At 56.1% G+C, this 17,286-nt stretch carries 15 protein-coding genes and 1 riboswitch; of the genes, 7 read left to right on the top strand and 8 right to left on the bottom strand.

Annotation, left to right across the window (positions count from 1 at the left end; genetic code table 11):
• Nucleotides 1–55: 55 nt before the first annotated feature.
• On the top strand, nucleotides 56–940 hold the full coding sequence (locus tag C7445_RS10620) for a LysR family transcriptional regulator (protein WP_243835134.1): 885 nt from the start codon (nucleotides 56–58) through the stop codon (nucleotides 938–940).
• Here C7445_RS10620 and metE read toward each other — a convergent pair.
• Both metE and C7445_RS10610 read right to left on the bottom strand, forming a co-directional pair.
• Nucleotides 904–3,201 (bottom strand): 5-methyltetrahydropteroyltriglutamate--homocysteine S-methyltransferase, encoded by a 2,298-nt coding sequence (metE, locus tag C7445_RS10615; protein ID WP_134160150.1) that lies wholly within the window; start codon nucleotides 3,199–3,201, stop codon nucleotides 904–906. The genes C7445_RS10620 and metE overlap by 37 nt on opposite strands.
• 199 nt (nucleotides 3,202–3,400) lie before the next feature.
• A riboswitch (cobalamin riboswitch) is annotated at nucleotides 3,401–3,603 on the bottom strand.
• Nucleotides 3,604–3,667: 64 nt separating this feature from the next.
• Complete coding sequence (locus C7445_RS10610; RefSeq protein WP_208320897.1) at nucleotides 3,668–5,350, bottom strand: S53 family peptidase; 1,683 nt, start codon at nucleotides 5,348–5,350, stop codon at nucleotides 3,668–3,670.
• 195 nt (nucleotides 5,351–5,545) lie between these two features.
• On the opposite strand from C7445_RS10610, the gene C7445_RS10605 reads away from it, so the two are divergent.
• Nucleotides 5,546–6,535: an aromatic ring-hydroxylating oxygenase subunit alpha gene (locus C7445_RS10605; protein ID WP_134160148.1), complete on the top strand. Its 990-nt coding sequence runs from the start codon at nucleotides 5,546–5,548 to the stop codon at nucleotides 6,533–6,535.
• A 33-nt stretch (nucleotides 6,536–6,568) separates the two neighbouring features.
• On the opposite strand, the gene C7445_RS10600 is transcribed toward C7445_RS10605, so the two are convergent.
• Complete coding sequence (locus C7445_RS10600; protein WP_134160146.1) at nucleotides 6,569–9,040, bottom strand: molybdopterin-dependent oxidoreductase; 2,472 nt, start codon at nucleotides 9,038–9,040, stop codon at nucleotides 6,569–6,571.
• A 3-nt stretch (nucleotides 9,041–9,043) separates the two neighbouring features.
• A complete protein-coding gene (locus tag C7445_RS10595; protein WP_134160144.1) occupies nucleotides 9,044–9,478 on the bottom strand; it encodes a hypothetical protein in 435 nt (144 codons plus the stop codon).
• A gap of 124 nt (nucleotides 9,479–9,602) precedes the next feature.
• Here C7445_RS10595 and C7445_RS10590 point away from each other — a divergent pair, with 124 nt between their 5' ends.
• Genes C7445_RS10590 through C7445_RS14650 form a run of 3 tightly spaced genes read left to right on the top strand, consistent with a single transcriptional unit; the run spans nucleotide 9,603 to nucleotide 10,538 of the window.
• A complete protein-coding gene (locus C7445_RS10590) occupies nucleotides 9,603–10,025 on the top strand; it encodes a hypothetical protein (RefSeq protein WP_134160142.1) in 423 nt (140 codons plus the stop codon).
• Nucleotides 10,025–10,348: a hypothetical protein gene (locus tag C7445_RS10585; RefSeq protein WP_134160140.1), complete on the top strand. Its 324-nt coding sequence runs from the start codon at nucleotides 10,025–10,027 to the stop codon at nucleotides 10,346–10,348. The genes C7445_RS10590 and C7445_RS10585 overlap by 1 nt, the downstream gene beginning before the upstream one ends.
• A 34-nt stretch (nucleotides 10,349–10,382) precedes the next feature.
• Nucleotides 10,383–10,538: a hypothetical protein gene (locus C7445_RS14650; RefSeq protein ID WP_166669102.1), complete on the top strand. Its 156-nt coding sequence runs from the start codon at nucleotides 10,383–10,385 to the stop codon at nucleotides 10,536–10,538.
• A 138-nt stretch (nucleotides 10,539–10,676) separates the two neighbouring features.
• Here C7445_RS14650 and C7445_RS10580 read toward each other — a convergent pair whose 3' ends face one another.
• On the bottom strand, nucleotides 10,677–10,955 hold the full coding sequence (locus tag C7445_RS10580; protein ID WP_134160138.1) for a hypothetical protein: 279 nt from the start codon (nucleotides 10,953–10,955) through the stop codon (nucleotides 10,677–10,679).
• 5 nt (nucleotides 10,956–10,960) lie between these two features.
• On the bottom strand, nucleotides 10,961–12,835 hold the full coding sequence (locus C7445_RS10575; RefSeq protein ID WP_134160136.1) for a prenyltransferase/squalene oxidase repeat-containing protein: 1,875 nt from the start codon (nucleotides 12,833–12,835) through the stop codon (nucleotides 10,961–10,963).
• Between the two features lie 186 nt (nucleotides 12,836–13,021).
• On the opposite strand from C7445_RS10575, the gene C7445_RS10570 reads away from it, so the two are divergent.
• Entirely contained in the window at nucleotides 13,022–14,410 is a 1,389-nt protein-coding gene (locus C7445_RS10570) for an amino acid permease (protein WP_243835137.1), read from the top strand.
• A gap of 7 nt (nucleotides 14,411–14,417) precedes the next feature.
• Here C7445_RS10570 and C7445_RS10565 read toward each other — a convergent pair whose 3' ends face one another.
• On the bottom strand, nucleotides 14,418–14,867 hold the full coding sequence (locus C7445_RS10565; protein ID WP_134160132.1) for a MarR family winged helix-turn-helix transcriptional regulator: 450 nt from the start codon (nucleotides 14,865–14,867) through the stop codon (nucleotides 14,418–14,420).
• Nucleotides 14,868–14,982: 115 nt separating this feature from the next.
• Here C7445_RS10565 and C7445_RS10560 point away from each other — a divergent pair, with 115 nt between their 5' ends.
• Complete coding sequence (locus C7445_RS10560) at nucleotides 14,983–16,767, top strand: chloride channel protein (protein ID WP_243835133.1); 1,785 nt, start codon at nucleotides 14,983–14,985, stop codon at nucleotides 16,765–16,767.
• 24 nt (nucleotides 16,768–16,791) lie between these two features.
• On the opposite strand, the gene C7445_RS10555 is transcribed toward C7445_RS10560, so the two are convergent.
• Complete coding sequence (locus C7445_RS10555) at nucleotides 16,792–17,058, bottom strand: hypothetical protein (protein ID WP_134160128.1); 267 nt, start codon at nucleotides 17,056–17,058, stop codon at nucleotides 16,792–16,794.
• Nucleotides 17,059–17,286 lie beyond the last annotated feature (228 nt).

Genomic DNA, 17,286 nt, shown 5'->3' with positions numbered 1-17,286 from the left:
TGTAAAATATATATTTTGAATGAGAAACATATATGGAATATATGCTGGTGATGTCGTGGATTTGAAAAAACTTCAGTACTTTGTTGCCATCGTTGAAGAAGGCCAGATTACGAGGGCTGCACAGCGATTACACATGGCGCAACCTCCACTCAGCCTGCAGCTGCAGGCGTTGGAGCGCGAACTTGGCATCACGTTGCTCACACGCAACCGCGGCAAGGTCGAACCGACACAAGCGGGTTGGGCGCTATATCGGCGCGCACAGGAAATCTTGCGCTCCGTCGACAGCCTTGTAAACGAAGTTCGCGAACTTGGCGCTGGCGTGCGCGGCAAGCTCACCATTGGCACCGTGATGTCCTGTGTGTCGTACCTGCCCGACACCATGCGCAAGTTTCAGACCCTTTATCCACAGGTTACATTTGAATTATGGGAAGGCGATTCATATCAAGTGGAGGAATGGCTGCGAACGGGCGTCATTGAACTTGGCATCACGCGCTTGCCTGTGCTCTCGGACGTCGAGATGATCCACTTGCGGACAGAGCCGCTTGTCGCCGTACAACCGCCGGGCTGGAACGCATATCGCGACTGTCGCGTCCAATTGCCGGAGCTCGCCGAAAAACCGCTGCTTGTGCTGCACAGCCATGGCGGCCGGGGGATTTACGAGATGTTCGTCGAGATGTGTCAGGCGCAGGGCGTGCACCCAAACATTATCTGTGAAAGTCCGGACGTGGCGACGCTTTTGACCTTGACTGAGGCGAATATCGGCGTCGCCATCGTCCCTGCGTTGGCTGTGCGCTTACGACCAGAAGGAGCGCTACGGTACGGCGTGATCGACCCGACCATCGAGACGGATACGGCCGTGATCTGGTCGAAGCAACGGGCCCTGACCACGGCCGCAAGCCATTTTCAAGAGATGCTTGTCGAGCACGTCACGGGCTCGTGACGCAATTGCCGCGCCGCCGTGACCATCGCCCGCAAAGCTGCTAAGGTCTCCGCCTCCCCGCGCGTCTTCAGGCCGCAATCCGGATTGACCCAGAGTTGCGCCGGATGGATGACCGTTGCCGCCTTGCGCAACAACCCGGCCATTTCGTCGACGGTTGGCACGCGCGGGCTGTGGATGTCATAGACACCGGGCCCAATGTCGTTTGTATAATGAAAAGCTTCAAAGGCCTGTAACAACTCCATGTGCGATCGCGATGTTTCAATCGAGATGACGTCGGCATCCATCGCCTGGATGGCGGGCATGATGTCGTGAAACTCGGCGTAACACATGTGCGTATGGATCTGCGTTTCGTCTTGTACGCCGCTGGCTGCGATGTGAAAGCATCGGACTGCCCAGTCGAGGTATGAATCCCATTCGGCCCGGCGCAGCGGCAATCCTTCGCGCAAGGCGGGTTCGTCAATTTGAATCACGCGAATACCTGCCGCCTCCAAATCGAGAACCTCATCGCGAATCGCAAGCGCAATTTGGCGACACACTTCGTCGCGAGGTAGATCATCCCGGACAAACGACCACTGTAGTATGGTGACAGGCCCAGTGAGCATCCCTTTGACTGGACGCGTCGTCAGCGATTGCGCATAGCTCGTCCAGGAGACGGTCATCGGGTTTGGCCGGGCGACGTCGCCAACGATGATAGGGGGCTTCACACAGCGCGATCCATAGCTCTGCACCCAACCGTGACGCGTAAACAAAAATCCGTCCAGCTTCTCCCCGAAGTACTCCACCATATCGGTGCGCTCGAATTCACCGTGCACCAGCACGTCGAGGCCAAGTTCCTCCTGAATGGCAATCCAGCGCCTGATTTCGCTTTGTAAAAACAACTCATATTCCGCATCAGACATTTGGCCCTTGCGCCATTTCGCCCTCATGTCGCGCACGTGTTGCGTCTGCGGAAACGAGCCGATGGTCGTCGTCGGAAACGACGGCAGTTGCAGATGCTCTTGCTGCTTGGACTTGCGCTCAGCAAACGCGGCAGCGCGCGCCAGTGGTAAACTCTCCAACTGTGCCAAGCGTTTCGCGACATCCGGATTGTGCAGGCGTCGAGATGCCTTGCGCGACGCGCGCGCGTCTCGGTTCGCGGCCAAATGATTGGAAATCGCATCCTTCCCATCGTTGACTCCGCGCTTCAACACACACAGCTCGGACAGCTTTTGAACCGCAAACGCAAGCCACGATTTCACTTCCGGTTGCATGTCGCTCTCGAGCTCCACATCCCACGGCGCATGCAAGAGAGAGCACGACGGCGCGACATGAACCTGCCCAAGCCCTGCGATAGAAACCGCGCGTTCCACTTGCGCCAGGGCTTCGGACATGTCAGCCCGCCATACGTTACGACCGTCGATCACGCCGACAGACAGCCGCCAGTCTTGCGGCCAGCCATGCCTCGAAAGATCGTCCAGTTGATGCGGCGCGCGAACGAGATCGACGTGCAGGCCCTGCACTGGCAGTGCCAAAGCGGTCTCCAGATTGTCAGCGATGGAACCGAAATACGTGGCAAGCATGATTTTCGGCACCGATTGTGCAGCGATGTTCTCATACGCTTCGCGCAAGCTCGTCCGCTCTGCATCCGTGAGATCAAGAACCAGGCAGGGTTCGTCGATTTGCACCCACTGGCTGCCGGCTTCGTGAAGAGCGGTGAGCAGCTCGATGTACGCAGGCAGCAGTCGAGGCAACAAGCTCAGTGGTTCAATACTTTGTTCGCGCACCTTGCCAAGGCGCAGAAACGAGATGGGACCTAGAAGCACCGGTACCGTCTCGATACCCAGTTGCCGCGCTTCCAAGTACTCCGCCAACGGCTTGTTGACGCGCATGGAAAAGTTTTGTTGCGCAGAAAACTCTGGCACGAGATAGTGATAATTCGTGTCAAACCATTTCGTCATCTCGAGCGCCGAAGTGCCGTCTGTGCCGCGGGCCATCGCAAAGTACTGCACCAGCGAGCCTTCCGGCATGCCGCGAAAGCGGTCGGGCACGGCGTCGAATAGTACGGCCATATCCAGGACGTGATCGTATAACGAGAAGTCGTTGGACGGAATCCAGTCGATGCCCGCCTCCCGTTGCAGTTGCCAGCGCAGGCGTTTGATGTCAGCTGCGGCCGTGAGCAATTCTGCCTCAGTCGACTTGCCCTGCCAAAACGATTCAAGTGCCCGTTTGAGTTCGCGGCGCGGACCCATTCGCGGAAATCCCAGAGTTGCAGCAATCGCCAAAGTTGTTTCGCCTCCCCATATCCTATCGTTGCAGTGCTCCCGGGCGTGAGCGGGATCGAAAAACCCCTCGCTTCCACACGGGAAACGAGGGGTTCATGAAGACTGGATGTATAGGCAAGCGTTACAGCCGACGTCAAGACGCCGACCAGGCTAACAATCCTGCTTCGTTCCTGCCCCATCCCAAACCCACGTGGGATACCTAGAGCTGCATCGCCTGGCAGGTCTTCGGACTCGGATGTCATCCGCTGCCGCACAGCCTTCCCCACATCCAAACGAGTGGCTCGCGGCCTGTAGGCCGCATTGTCAACAGCGTCTTTCCTCACCGCGGCGGGACCGTTCCGGATTTACACCGGATTCCCTTTTCATTCACCCTGATGGTGAAACCAAGCGAGCATATCAAGTTGTGGGGCTACTATATCACTGCCTCGCGACTTTCGCAATTGCAGAGCTAGACTGACACCCGCGATCACGCCTGGCTCTTACTCTGTTGCTCGAACTGCTGCAATGCCGCAATCAGTCGATTGGCAACTGGGCTCCCCAGCCCCGTGCAAGGATCCCAGCCGGGCGCCGCACTATAAACATCACCTGTGCCAGCAATATCATTGTTGCCCTCTGTAATATCGCGAAATGCCTGCGCCGTTGACGGCAAGCTGTACAACACTGGGTTAAGATAACCCACAGGCTGACCGATGACTTTGTTCGCAATCGTGACAAACCCCGCCCACAGCGGTGCGACGGCACTTGTGCCACCAATGGCGGTCGTCTCCCCATCGACCAACACTTCATAGCCAGTCTCAGGATCCGCATCGCCCGCGACATCCGGCACGCCGCGTCCAACCGTTCCGCCGGGGTTTGCGGACGGCGGTACGTGTACATGCTGTTGCCAACTCGGAAGCGCAAACACGCTGCTCACGCCTCCCCCCGTACTACCGCCTTGTGAACCGTCGTTCCATACGATCTCGCTTGCAATCTGACCGTTCTCCACAACCAAACGCGTCCCTCCGCAAGCCAGTGCATAAGGCGACGATGCAGGAAAGTCGACATGGTACAAACCGTCGTTCTCACCGTCGGTCGATCCGCTGTCACCGGCAGCAACACAAACGGTCACACCGAGCGCGGCAGCGTCCTGCAAAGCCCGATTCATCGCCTGAATGGAGGCCTGCGACCAAGTGTTTTCAGGGCCACCCCAGCTGATGGAAATCACCTCAGGTTTGTTTGTCGAATCGTGAATGGCCGTCGTCAAGGCGTTCAGAAACCCGGCGTCTGTGTTCGGCGCAAAATACACAGCCAACTTTGCACCAGGGGCGACGGCGCCAGCAACTTCTATATCGAGCTCCACTTCGCCATCTGGACCGTTTGGATCGCCAGTTGGTTGGTTGGCTCCTCCATCGACCGCTACCGCGACAAGCGTCGGCGGTGCCATACCAAGCGACGCGAAATATTCGCCAATGTTCTCGTCTGAATATCCTCCGCCCAACTCAATGATGCCGATACACTGCCCGGAACAGTCCACGTTTTGCGGAAAGTCATAGGCAGCCGCGACCTGCGGCGGCGTGTAGACAACTGGCTCGGCGACCGTAGCCCGCATGGAAATCGAGTGCGATCGCTGCTGTCGAATCCGAAAGTGCGGCATCGCTTGCGGCCGCGTATCGAGGCCGAGTACCGCCGTTACCACGTCGCCCAGCTCCGCCGGTACATGCACATCGCCTGCGTGTCCCCGGTATGAGAATTTGGGGTGCTGGTACGTGCGGAGATCGATTTGAAACGCCCGATTGATATCGGCCACACTGCCTGTCAGCAATGCTGTGCCAGCCGCAGCATGCACCTGCTCGACCACGAGCCTATGCGCGTCGGCAAACGACCGAACCTTTTCGATATCCTGCGGGTCTGTGCCATGGCACGTGCTAAACTCGTCGCGTGTGAGATGCTTGCGCTGGCTCGGCGGCAGCGATTGCAACGACGTGATCGTCGCTTCCAGTTGCTCGGGTGAACGGCGCCGCAATACGAGCGTCACAGATACCCGTTCATCCGGGTTCGCTGGTCCAACATCGACTGCGCCAGCCATCCGCTTCCGGACATGACCAGGTAGCGGGACAAATTGGCTGCCTTCATACGTTCCTGCGTTCGACACCAATACCTGCGGATCCATGCACATCATCTCCAATTCAAACTAGAGTCCAGAGTGTGCGACGGGTTCACGGTCAGTATAACATGGATACATTTGGTCGTCCGTAAGTTGATCGAAAAATCCGCCTTTTCACCTTCCGGCCATTTGTCACACATGGCCCATCAGGCATTCAACGTACGACATACAGTGAAACAAATACACAGGAGGTGAAAACTCTTGATTGACAACGCCTGGTATGCTGTGCTGACAGCCGATGCAATCGGTACGAAACCGACGAAAGTGCGGCTCCTCCATCGCGATCTCGTCGTCTATCAAGACGAAATGGGCCAGATTCGGGCTGTGCAGGCATATTGCCCGCATCGCGGTTGTGATTTATCCCTGGGATTCATCGTAGACAATCTCCTCACATGCCCGTATCACGGATGGAGATTCGACGGAAACGGGGTGTGTACACATATACCAGCCAACCGCAAAGGCGAGGGAATTCCACGCTCCGCCCGCTTGCATACATTTTCAGTTTGCGAGGCCGCCGGTTTGGTATGGGTCACCCTCGGCTCCCCCGATGACACCATGACACATATGCCAGCCCCCGCCGCCGCGCTCGAATTGTCCGATCCGAACTGGCACTGGATCTCGTTTCAGACCGTATGGAATGCACATATGTGCCGAGTTGCGGAGAGCGTGCTCGACGTCTCCCACCTACCGTTTGTCCATCCCGAAACCACTGGTGAAGACGTGTCGCCCATCGTTGATGGACCAGAGTATCACATGCAGGAAGGTCATATTCGCATCTACCCACGCCCCTTCACACACCCGATGGAGCCGCAAAATCTCGATCCCTCGGAAGCCAGCGGCGACCTCCGGACTGAAATCGAAATGTGGTTCCCAAACCAGTGGATCATTCGGACCCCCATTGGCCTAGAGCGACGGATGTGCACCTATTTGACGTTCACGCCTATAGATGACGAGACGACCGTCATTTGGGGACAAATCGGCCGCAACTTCGACAGAGACTCCGAATTTCTCGATGTTTTTCATCTGGAGCACACACAGTTTGTCATGCATCAAGATCAGGTCATTGTCGAAAGCCTGCGCCCGATCAAACCTCCGCGGCTGAAAGAGGAAGCACATGTAGCTTCCGACGGGCCGTGCATCCGCTACCGACACCTCTGGTTTCAAACGATCGCGGGCGAAGCGGCGACATAAGCCGCCGCTTCAGCAGCAAGATCCGGCGCGTTGCTACTCTCCCTCCTTTGGATCAAGGTTGGCGAGCCGGAAATGGGGGAACAAATCCAACTTGCGATACAACATGTACGGTGGAGACACAGGGTTTGCCATGGACGGAATCTCTAAGTGCGATCCAACATCGGGCCGATACGGCGGTGTCATACGGTTGGCTTTCGCCAATTGTTCAGGGGTGAGTTGATAACGCTCGGCAATTCGGCCAAACGTTTCACCATGCGCCACCGTATGGTGTTGGCGGACCTTCTCGATCCGGCACGCGCTCTGCTTATACACGGGCTGCTTTGATATCGGATCGACGAGATCGACGGTCAGCTCGTTCGCAGCCTGGTGCTCCTGCCAACTGCCAAAGTGAAAGGGCACGAACACGAGCCCAGGGCGAATGGTATCGACAATACGCGCGGGGACGGTGATGTTGCCTCGCGGCGAAGAGATCCGAACCAACTCACCAGGGAGTATGCCAAGGAGTGTGGCATCGTCGGGATGAATTTCGACATATCCCTGTGATGTCGCCATGTGCAAGGCTGGCGCACGTCCAGTCTTGGTTCGGGTGTGCCAGTGCCAGACCACGCGCCCGGTCGTCAGCCAAAACGGATACTTCGCACTGGGCTGTTCGGCTGGCGGATCATACGTCAAACCATACAGAATCGCTCTTCCGTTGGCGCCAAGTGCCTCGAATTCCTTGCGTGTCCTTGCCCTTCCTGTTTTCATGTGGAAGCCGTACGTCTGCGCATCATCCACCTGCGTGTGAAACACGAGGTCTTGATAGAGTCGCGGCGTGCCGTTTGGGTGAGCTTCGTTGGCTGGCCACTGCATGCCATTTTGTTCCTTGATTTTTTCATACGTCATGGCCGTCATGTCGCACGGTCTGCCTTTCGATACGCGCTTCCATTCCTCAAAACACTCGCGAGGCGTCGTGTACTGAATAAGCGGATTTCCATCTTTATCTCGAAAATCCATGCGCCGTGCATAGTCAATGAAAATATCAAAGTCGGATCGGACACCTGGTGGTGGATTGACGGCCACCTCACAGACGTTGATCATCCGATCCGCATTTTCCATCAAACCCTCCTTTTCGCCCCACATGGCTGTGGGTAGGACGAGATCGGCCACTTCACATGTCTCGGTCAAGAAACAATCCTGAACGACGACAAATGTGCGTTCAAACGCGCGGCGTGCTCGCAGTCGGTTGGGCAACGAGACCATCGGGTTGGTGTGGATGTTCCAAAATAGTCCCAACTGTCCGCGTTCCATCTTGTCGACGAAGTATTCGATATCCTTTTCGGCCCCAATCTCCAAACGCGCCGCATCGACATTCCACAACTCCGCCATTTCTTGAAGATGTTTTGGATTGGATGGATTGCGGTGAGCCGGGTACGAACCGACTCCGCCAACCGTCCGGTTGGTCGAGGAACTGGGCTGTCCGGCCATGTGCAACGGGCCGCATCCAGGCTTGCCAATGAGCCCACGCAAGAGGTGAATGTTGTTGATAGCAATGCAAGTTGCCGTCGCGTCAACACTCTGATAGGCGCCTTGCAATGTAGTGCAAACAAGGCTTGGCGTCGTCCCAAGCCGCCGTGCCGCCTCGGCAATTTGCGTCTCCGGCACATCTGTCTCCTTGGCGGTGCGTTCCAAAGTCCAATCCCGTACCGCCTGCTCGACATCGGCAAAACCCACTGTGTGGTTTGCAATAAAGTCGCGATCGATCCAACCGTGTTTCAGCAGGAGATGTGTGATCCCGTTCAACAAAGCCAAATTTGTCCCCGGGAGAATTTGTAGGTGCAAATCGGCTGCCTGAGCCGTCCAGGTCCGCCGTGGGTCCACCACGATGATGTACGGCTTCCCCGTTTTTTGTTTTCGTGCCATGATGCGCTCGAATAGAACCGTCCCTGTTTCGGCGACGTTATGGCCAAACAGCATCAGCGTCTGAGTGACATCGATGTCCTCGTAACCCGCCGGCGTGCCGTCCGCGCCAAACGATTGTAAAAGGCACCACTCGGTCGTCGCCGTGCACAAGCGAGTATTGGCATCGAGCAGGTGGGAGCGCAACCCTGCGCGCCCGATCTTCGCGATCGTGTAATAATCTTCGAGCATGCCCTGACCAGTGGAGTATATGGCGATGCCTTCGGACCCAAACCTGTGCAAAGCGGCTCTACTTCGGGTTACAAGTACTTCCATCGCATTGTCCCACGACACAGGCCGCAGCACGCCATCACTGTCTCGTAACAGGGGCGTCAACAAGCGATCCGCGCTATTGTTCGCATGCCATTGATTTTCTCCTTTCGGTCCCAGCCGTCCACGGTTCACAGGATGTTTCGCATTCCCTTTGATCCCGACGATCCGGTTCCCATTCACAGCAATGTAGCAGCCACAGCCGATGGAACAGATGTTGCACGTGCTGTAGACCCACTTCTCCACATCGCCTTGGCTATTCACGTTGATATCGGTTCTTTCGGTATCCCAGGCCACATCCTACACCTCCCTGGCCGTCTGTGGGCGATACTCGACAGGCGCAATATATTTCGTCTCCTGCTCTCCATACAGACCGACAAGCGTAGGTATGCAGGCCGCAAGCTCATGAAAGGTGACATGAAGCAGCCGCTCCACGCCCCGCCTTTCCCTATACGAGGCCGATCCCCGCTCCCATGCAAGCCAACGCACCCACTCTTTGCCCGACCGTTGTGTCGTCGCGTCCGCGTGATACAAAGCGGTCAGTCGCTCCTTCAGATGTTCTGGATCCGGCGTTTGTGTACGCGCGATCGACAAAATTTGGTCAATGATACCGCACTCTTCGCGTGTGCTCGTGGCCAGTCGCTTGGACGGCGTACCCGGCACCTGTGACACGACACGACGCATCTGTACAAGCATGACCTGCGCGTGGAGTAATCGACGAACCAAATCGTCCATGCCTTCAGACACCTCGCCCCTACCGTTTTGATGAACCATATGCAATGCGCACAATCAACATGAGAAGGATCGTAATACGATACAGCACAGACCAAAGATGTTTTTGGATGACGAGGTGATTCACATGCATTCGCAAGGCGGGAGCCACCCGCCAAGACTGAAACGCAAGCGGCGCCTATCCGACGCACTGAAGACCCGAACAGAGACAACGCGGCGCCTTTTGCGCAACCTCCACGGTGGCCTGCAAGGCGTCAGTGTCAGCCAATTGGAAACGGCGCTCCGCTCACTCGAGGGGGCGCCCGAGGGATGGTGGAAGGACACCGCCATGGTGCGAAAGATGGCGAATCAGTTTGCGCAGAGCCTGCACATGTCCATCCCAGAAGATCGTCTTAACGCTCTGATTCAGACGTATGAAGCTGCCTTGCGGAATAAGCCACAGACGATCGATCCCGTTCAACTCGCGGAAATGTACGGGCAAGGCAAAATCGACGTCAACAAGCTGCGAGACATGAAGCGTCAAATTGAACAATCGAGGAGGAATTCGTAATGGACGAGATGGACATGAATGCGCCACAAAGTTCGTTGAACCCGTTGAACCCAAACGATCCGATTCTGCCAAATGGGGTACCAGCGTCGGACCAAAAGACGCTGACGCAAATCGGCGCGGCGTTATACTTGACAATCTGGATTCTCGCCTTCGGCCTGCCGTCGGAGAGTTTTAAGCGCAAGCACAAACCGGCGATCATCGCGTACGCGATATTTCAGATTCTACTTGTCATGTTTGTGATCTTGCCCGAGAAAGAGCGCGAGGCGGCTGCATCATTCAAACGGGCGGTCGCGAAAGCTCGCCGGTCCGGCGCAATCTATTGAGACGTATCAGCTTGCTTCCTAGGAGGGTGGAGACATGAGCGCATCGGCAGATACTTCTGAAAACCAGACGGGAAAACTAGCTACAGAAGTATGGGCAATCGTCTTTCTTATCGTGCTTGTCGACATGGCACTGCTAAAACCCTACAAAAGTCATTACGAGAAACAGATCGACGGAGAATTGGACGCGTAGAATGTGACACGGCAAATCAGGGAGCTTCACCAGCTCCCTGGTTTGCCGTGTTTAGAGTCGCGAACTGAGTTCGTATGCTGGCCCAACCCTTTCCCAAGGCCACAAAGCGGGCGAAACACCTCGTTTCGCCCGCACCGGTTACATACCATAGACGACGTTCCACATGCGCATCTGGTGCAACGGATTGCGCGGATCGATGCGCTGTGCTACCAACCAGTTCACAGCACCCACACGCTCCGCCGGAGTCAGCGGCACGGCAAGAACAGTCGCGAGGTGATCCACCATAGCGCCCGCTCCTTCTGGATTTGCGAGATCCTCACGGCGATAGGACAGCAGAGCGCGATGTACTCGCCACCAGTTGCGCGGGTTCGCAATTTTGGCACGAAAGATCGGTAATAATCTCGGATGCAACCCCATTGTGTTCACCCCCCTTCTGGACGTTCCTTGTGCCCGACGATGGAACGCCGAAAATGCAACAAAGCCATCACAGGCCAGACCCGTGGGTAGATATGGTAGGTGACATACAACGCCCCCGGAAATGCGGATCCATTCGGCAATGTGTCATGCCATCCATCTGCACTTTTGTTGTCCAGCAGCCATGCCGCCGCCTTGGTCGCCGCTCGCTGAATCGCGGAGCGCATCGTGCTGTCGGTGCTGCAATCGTACAGATACAACAGCGCATCCAATCCCCAGGCCGTTTGCGTCGGTTGACCTGCACTCGCCGGGCTGTAGCGCCCAAGCACGTCACTTTCGCAACGTTCTCCAAAACTCCCATCCAATCGCTGCACGGACAGAAGCCATCTCAGCGCACGCTTGAGGGTTGTATTCGATAGCGAAAAATTGGCTGTAACCAGCGCTTGCACCGCACACCATGTCCCGTAAAGATAAGTCGTTCCCCATCTTCCGTACCAACTTCCATCGTGACATTGATTGGCCTGCAACCAAGAAATGGCCCGCTGCACAGAAGGATGCGTTGGACTCACTATGCTTCGGCGAAGCAGGAAAGCAACGACCCGGCCGGTGATATCGGCAGTCGAGGGATCGCACATCGACCGGTGCATATCGTTGGCTGGAAGCCGTTCAAGCCAGCGTTTGTCACAGTTGTGTTCAAACGCCGACCACCCACCGTCGCGATTTTGCATCGAGAATAGAAAGGACACGCCTACGTCAACCGAACTTTTGGGTACATCGGGAAACGCCATGAAGGCGTCGAGACATGCAACTGTGTCATCACAGTCAGGATGTTTCACATTGTTACTGGAGAACCCCCATCCCCCGATAGGTCCTCTCGTTCGTGGCTCCATTTGCTGTTTGGACAACAAATACGCCTTTGCCCGTTGCAATGGCGGATAGGTGGGCGGAATCGCTGCTTCAAGCAATACCCGGGAAGCGAGGGCCGAGTTCCAAACGTAGGCATTGGCCGTTTGCTGGTGTGCGTATCCAGTTCCGTTGTTTACAATGAGATTTTGTCTCATCGATGCTATGGCAGATTGGACGATGGGTGCCTCTAAGTCCACCCCGAGCGCGTGAAGCGCAAACAGGCTGAGCCATGTCGACGAATGATAACCTGCCAAGGTCCCATCTTGCCCCATATTCATGCGCAAAAAAGTCAGACAGCGCTTTGCACACCAAGCGGCAAGGTTTGAACGGAAAGAGTTGGTGAGAGGGTCATCCCTTTCGTGTTCTTCGTACCGCACCAATTCCCGCAATGCACCTGTAGCATAGGGTGATCGATATCTGTACAGCGACAACACCAACATGGCTGGGATGTGTACGCGGGTGAAGGTTGCGATGTCCTGTATCGAAAAAGGCGAGCCTTTCATGAACATGAGTGTGTAAAGCCAAGGACTGGGCAGCCAGGACCAAGGGATCTCTCCGCCAATGGCGAGGAACATCTTTGTCAGATTGCGACACCTGCGCACACCATCGTGGCGGGCAATCCACGCTTTGGCGCGGGTGCGCGGAGCATCCTCTGCCGCCCAGGCCTCCATCAATTCCAAGGCGTAGAAACACTCGACCGTCGTCGACACATCGCCTGCACCACCAGGAAACAATCCCCATGAGCCATCCTCGCGCTGATGCTGGCGGATCGCATAAACCAGCGGTTCGATCCATGCGCGATCGCGATGGCCAATTAGGTGCAGGGAAATCACCGTTTGTGCGTTCGGCATCATGCCGGTGTCAAAGCAGTCTCCCCATGCGCCATCTTCACCTTGATGCTGCAAAAGTTCGACGCATGCGGCCTGCACCACCGCATCGATGTCTTCGCACCCTATTTCCGGATACGTAACCTTCATGCCGATGCCCCCGACCTTATGCAGTATTGCGATACATATTCGTATTCATAGCGGGACTGTCGGCTTGTCGGCATCTGTTCATGATGAAGGAAATTCAACGTGCGGCGCCCGGGAATGATGGGGATAGGAACACACGAACCTTCAGACACTACCATGGAACATCAACGGGAGGTGTATGGCGATTTGATGAAGTCGAAGGCTATCGGGGCCGTGCGGAATCGAAGTGTTGGAACGCAAGTCAAGGCGAAGCACAGCATGTCGCTTTTTGAACTCATTTTGGTGGGTGTGGGCGGCATCATTGGCGCAGGATATTTTCTCGGTTCTGGACAGCCCATCCGCATGGCAGGACCTGCCGTGCTCCTTGCGTTTGCTATCGGAGGCGCCATCACCGCACAAACCATCGGTGCCCTAAACACACTCGCGGTCGACCATCCGTCGCCTGGCGCGTTCAAAACCTATGCGGATGCGTACCTGGGCAAGTTCACTGGCTATATGCAAGGGTGGACATACTATATAACCAGTATTTTGACCATTGCCAGCGAGGCGGTGGCGTCCGCAGTATTCGCCCGGCTCTGGCTGCCAAGTGTGCCTGTCTGGATGTTGGCTGCGGCGTTCGCGCTCATCGTGCTGGCCATCAATGCATTTGGCGTACAAAACTTTGGTCTTGTGGAGTCCGTGATGAGTGTTGTCAAGATCGCCGCGCTCGTGGGGTTCATCATCACCATCGCGATCGTCATCTTCGCTGCCCATCCGGCAACCCTTGGCCGCACCTCCGCCAGTTCATCTCTGACACTCTTTCCAACAGGCATTTCCGGACTGGCGCAGTCCATGCTGATTGTCATCTTCTGCTTCGCCGGCATCGGCGTCTTCGGTACGGCAGCCGTCGAATTGAAAGAGCCCAAACATCTCGATCGCGGCGGAATCGCTGTCGTGACCATTCTCACAGGCCTGTACATGTTGTCGATCGCGGCGCTGTTGTGGATCGTTCCGTATCGGACAGTGAGCACAAAGGCGAGTCCCTTCGTACAAGCGCTGATGACGGCACATCTGCATACACTGGCCGGCATCCTCAATGCCGTCATTCTCATCGCATCGTTCAGTGTCATGGCCGGATCGGTGTTTTCGGCAAACCAAATTCTTGTGAGTCTCGGCCGCTACCGGGAAGCGCCGAGCTTGGTCAGCCGCACTTTTGGCAAGCGCAGGGTCGCCTATGGTGCACTCGCGTTTACAACAGTGGGCGTGGCCATTTGCATTGCCTTGTCTTACGTTCTTCCTTCCAGTGTCTACACGTTTTTGATCAGCGCCTCTAGTTTTCTCACGTTTTTCAACTGGTTCATCATGTTGTTGACACTACTTGCGTGGAAGCGCAAAAACAAAGGCAAGCCGATATCGAAACTGGCCTTCGGACAGCCTGCAGGAACCTATGTCACCATGGCCTTGATTCTTGTCATGACGGGATATGCGCTCGTCGAAAAGAGCCAGCGTTTAGGATTCTTTGCGTGCCTGGGGATTGCCGCCGTGATCGCCATCGCTTATCTGTTCGTGCGCAAACAAGCCCACCCCCCCGAGGCATAAGCGCTCCTTACGGACGATGGCCGCGCGGAACATCACTTGGGTCGAATTGTGCCGGATCTTTCTCTAAAAAGTTGCGGTGAGACACACCCAAACGCTCTAGCTCACTTAGGTGCAATGCGGTAAGTCGGTCGAGTAGCTGCTTGCCGGCAGGCGTCAGGTGTATCAACACGCTGCGCTTGTCGGTCGGATTTCTTTCGCGCTCTACCAAGCCAAGTTGCTCGCACCGCTGAATCAGCCCAAGGCAACTATGGTGGCGAAGTTGTAGCCGTTCTGCCAACTCGGTGGGCGTCGCAAAGTCTCTCTCCGGAAACCCTGCCACGGCCAGGAGCAACTGATGCTGCTGCGGCGTGATACCTACCGATCGCGCCGCTTCCTCGCTAAAATGCATGAATTTGCGCAGCCGATAACGGAATTCCGCCAATTGCACATACTCCTGTTTGGACGGAACTCGTTCCATGCGATCCCCCCGTTCATTGCATTTTTCATCGTAATACGATATAAGATCTACCTGTGCTTAAGCATGCCGCCACAACCCTGTCCAGATCCTCGCTGCGAAAGGAGCACTGTCCATCGTGCAAGACCACATCAAGCAATCCGGCGACTTCACGACCAACGGACAAATTGTCCGCCTGTCAGGGGCTGCGGTGCTCGTCGGTGCCGTCTGCGCGGTGATTGCGATCGCGCTCTTAAAGGCGATCTACCTTGTCACCAATATAGCATTCTTTCATCGTCTGTCATTTCAATATGCGACGCCTACAGCCAACCACCTGGGAGCCTACATGACGCTTCCCCCCATTTTGGGCGCCGTCATCATCGGTCTTATCGCCCGCTTTGGCACCGAAAAAATTCGGGGGCACGGCATTCCTGAAGCCATTGAAGCCATGCTTGTCAATGGCAGTCGGGTTCACCCGAAGGTCGCTTTCTGGAAGCCGATATCAGCCGCTATTTCCATTGGGTCAGGGGGCCCCTTTGGGGCGGAGGGCCCCATCATCATGACGGGCGGATCGTTTGGATCTCTGCTTGGTCAATGGTTGCACACGTCGTCTATGGAACGTCGAATCCTGCTTGTCGCGGGTGCCGCGGGAGGCATGTCCGCGACGTTTTCCGCCCCTGTTTCCTCCGTCTTATTCGCCGTGGAACTTCTCGTGTTCGAGTTTAAGCCGCGTAGCCTTGTCCCGATTGCACTGGCCAGTTCTGTTGCAGACGTGATTCGCATCGCCTGGATTGGGCCCGGCCCCATCTTCCCCATGCCATCCCTGCACACCATCCCATATACCGGTTACGGTGCGTCTGTAGGACTTGGATTCGTTGGAAGTCTCGCGGCCATCGTATTAACGAGGGCTATTTACGGTATGGAGGATATGTTTCGTAAACTGCCTCTTCACTGGATGTGGTGGCCTTCACTCGGCGCTGTCGCGATTGGCTTGGGCGGCGTTGTCTGCCCGCGCGCGCTCGGCGTTGGATACGATACCATCGCGGCCGTACTCAATGCGCGGTTATCCATTGATACAGTGCTTACACTGCTTGTCGTCAAGGCACTCATTTGGGTCATTGCGCTTGGCTCCGGCACTTCCGGTGGTATTCTGGCCCCCATTCTCATGATTGGCGGGTGCTTGGGGGAATCGCTCGGCGTCGCCATGCACGCACCGCACCCCGAACTATGGGCGCTGCTCGGGATGTCAGCCGTCTTTTCGGGAGTCACGCGAACGCCGTTCACGAGTGTAATATTTCCCATAGAATTAACACACAACTTTGGCGCTCTCTTGCCTCTGCTTGTCACGTCGTGCATCGCCACTGGCACATCGGCCTATATCCTGCGGCGGTCGATTTTGACCGAACGGATTGCCCGGAGAGGGCTGCATTTGACTCGCGAATACAGTGTCGATCCGCTCGAAATGCATGTTGTTCGCGAGATCGTGTCGAGATCGGACATCCAGGTGTCCGCTCAGGTTCCGGTCGGCCATCTCGCCAAGCTCATCCTGGAAAGCCATGCAGATCTGCCAGCTTGGATTGAACTGATCGACACGTCCGGGCATTTCATTGGAGCGATATCCAGCACGGCTACCCTGCGCAGCGCCAAGCGCGACCCCAACCGTTCGGTGGAAGCATGTATGGAGCGAATCGTGGACATGCGTGCAGACCTGCCCGTCAAACGGGTACTAGACTTCATGATCCGCGAGGATCTGGAGTGGATTCGCGTGATCGATCATGAACAACCGATCGGATTTGTCTCTGTGCAACAGCTTTTGAAACTGCGCGAGCGCTATCTACTGGAAGAACATCACCGCCAGCGCACGTTTAGCTTGCCGTGGTTCCAGCGTACGGTCGGCGAAGGCTCGACGGCTTCTGATGCTTAGGGCGTAGGGGAAAAAAGGCTATACTCACTTTGCCCTCTTCCAGATCATCAGTCTGTCTTTTCGACTCTGGGGATTGATGCCCTGTGCGAGCAGCCATTTCGCTGCCTCCACTTCTTCTCGCGGTGAAAGGGGAACTTCCAACTCGGTCGCCAGCGTCGAGACGAGGTGTTTGGTCCGTTCAAGATTTTGTAGATCGGTCTGTGAATATCGAAGGAAAACTTGATTTGCCTTGCGCCAATGTAGCGGATTGGCCATTTTTCGGCGAAAGATCCTTAAGGCCTTCGATTCCATGCACGCATCTCCCCCTACTGCCGGCTTGCACGTACCGGCGTTGGCTCTCGTTGCATGTAAGGTATGTATGACCCGAGCACGGGTTGTCGGCAACCGCCCCAAACATCACACCTTGGTGGTGAAACGGAACCATGCCAATTCGGGAGACACACCATGCCAATATGTCCTGACGAATCCAAATCGACACAGGGTCGGAGTTCCGACCCTGTGCTCCAATCGGGCCACACC

Source organism: Alicyclobacillus sacchari (assembly GCF_004366795.1).
In the GTDB taxonomy this organism is placed as follows: domain Bacteria; phylum Bacillota; class Bacilli; order Alicyclobacillales; family Alicyclobacillaceae; genus Alicyclobacillus; species Alicyclobacillus sacchari.
This window is presented reverse-complemented; position numbering and strand designations above follow the sequence as displayed.

What these genes read in the sequence shown, in the direction of transcription:
- C7445_RS10555 (WP_134160128.1), bottom strand. Translation starts at nt 17,058, where the DNA reads ATGGAATCGAAGGCCTTAAGGATCTTTCGCCGAAAAATGGCCAATCCG.
- C7445_RS10595 (WP_134160144.1), bottom strand. Translation starts at nt 9,478, where the DNA reads ATGGACGATTTGGTTCGTCGATTACTCCACGCGCAGGTCATGCTTGTA.
- C7445_RS14650 (WP_166669102.1), top strand. Translation starts at nt 10,383, where the DNA reads ATGAGCGCATCGGCAGATACTTCTGAAAACCAGACGGGAAAACTAGCT.
- C7445_RS10565 (WP_134160132.1), bottom strand. Translation starts at nt 14,867, where the DNA reads ATGGAACGAGTTCCGTCCAAACAGGAGTATGTGCAATTGGCGGAATTC.
- C7445_RS10580 (WP_134160138.1), bottom strand. Translation starts at nt 10,955, where the DNA reads ATGGGGTTGCATCCGAGATTATTACCGATCTTTCGTGCCAAAATTGCG.
- C7445_RS10575 (WP_134160136.1), bottom strand. Translation starts at nt 12,835, where the DNA reads ATGAAGGTTACGTATCCGGAAATAGGGTGCGAAGACATCGATGCGGTG.
- C7445_RS10585 (WP_134160140.1), top strand. Translation starts at nt 10,025, where the DNA reads ATGGACGAGATGGACATGAATGCGCCACAAAGTTCGTTGAACCCGTTG.
- C7445_RS10610 (WP_208320897.1), bottom strand. Translation starts at nt 5,350, where the DNA reads ATGGATCCGCAGGTATTGGTGTCGAACGCAGGAACGTATGAAGGCAGC.
- C7445_RS10570 (WP_243835137.1), top strand. Translation starts at nt 13,022, where the DNA reads ATGAAGTCGAAGGCTATCGGGGCCGTGCGGAATCGAAGTGTTGGAACG.
- C7445_RS10590 (WP_134160142.1), top strand. Translation starts at nt 9,603, where the DNA reads ATGCATTCGCAAGGCGGGAGCCACCCGCCAAGACTGAAACGCAAGCGG.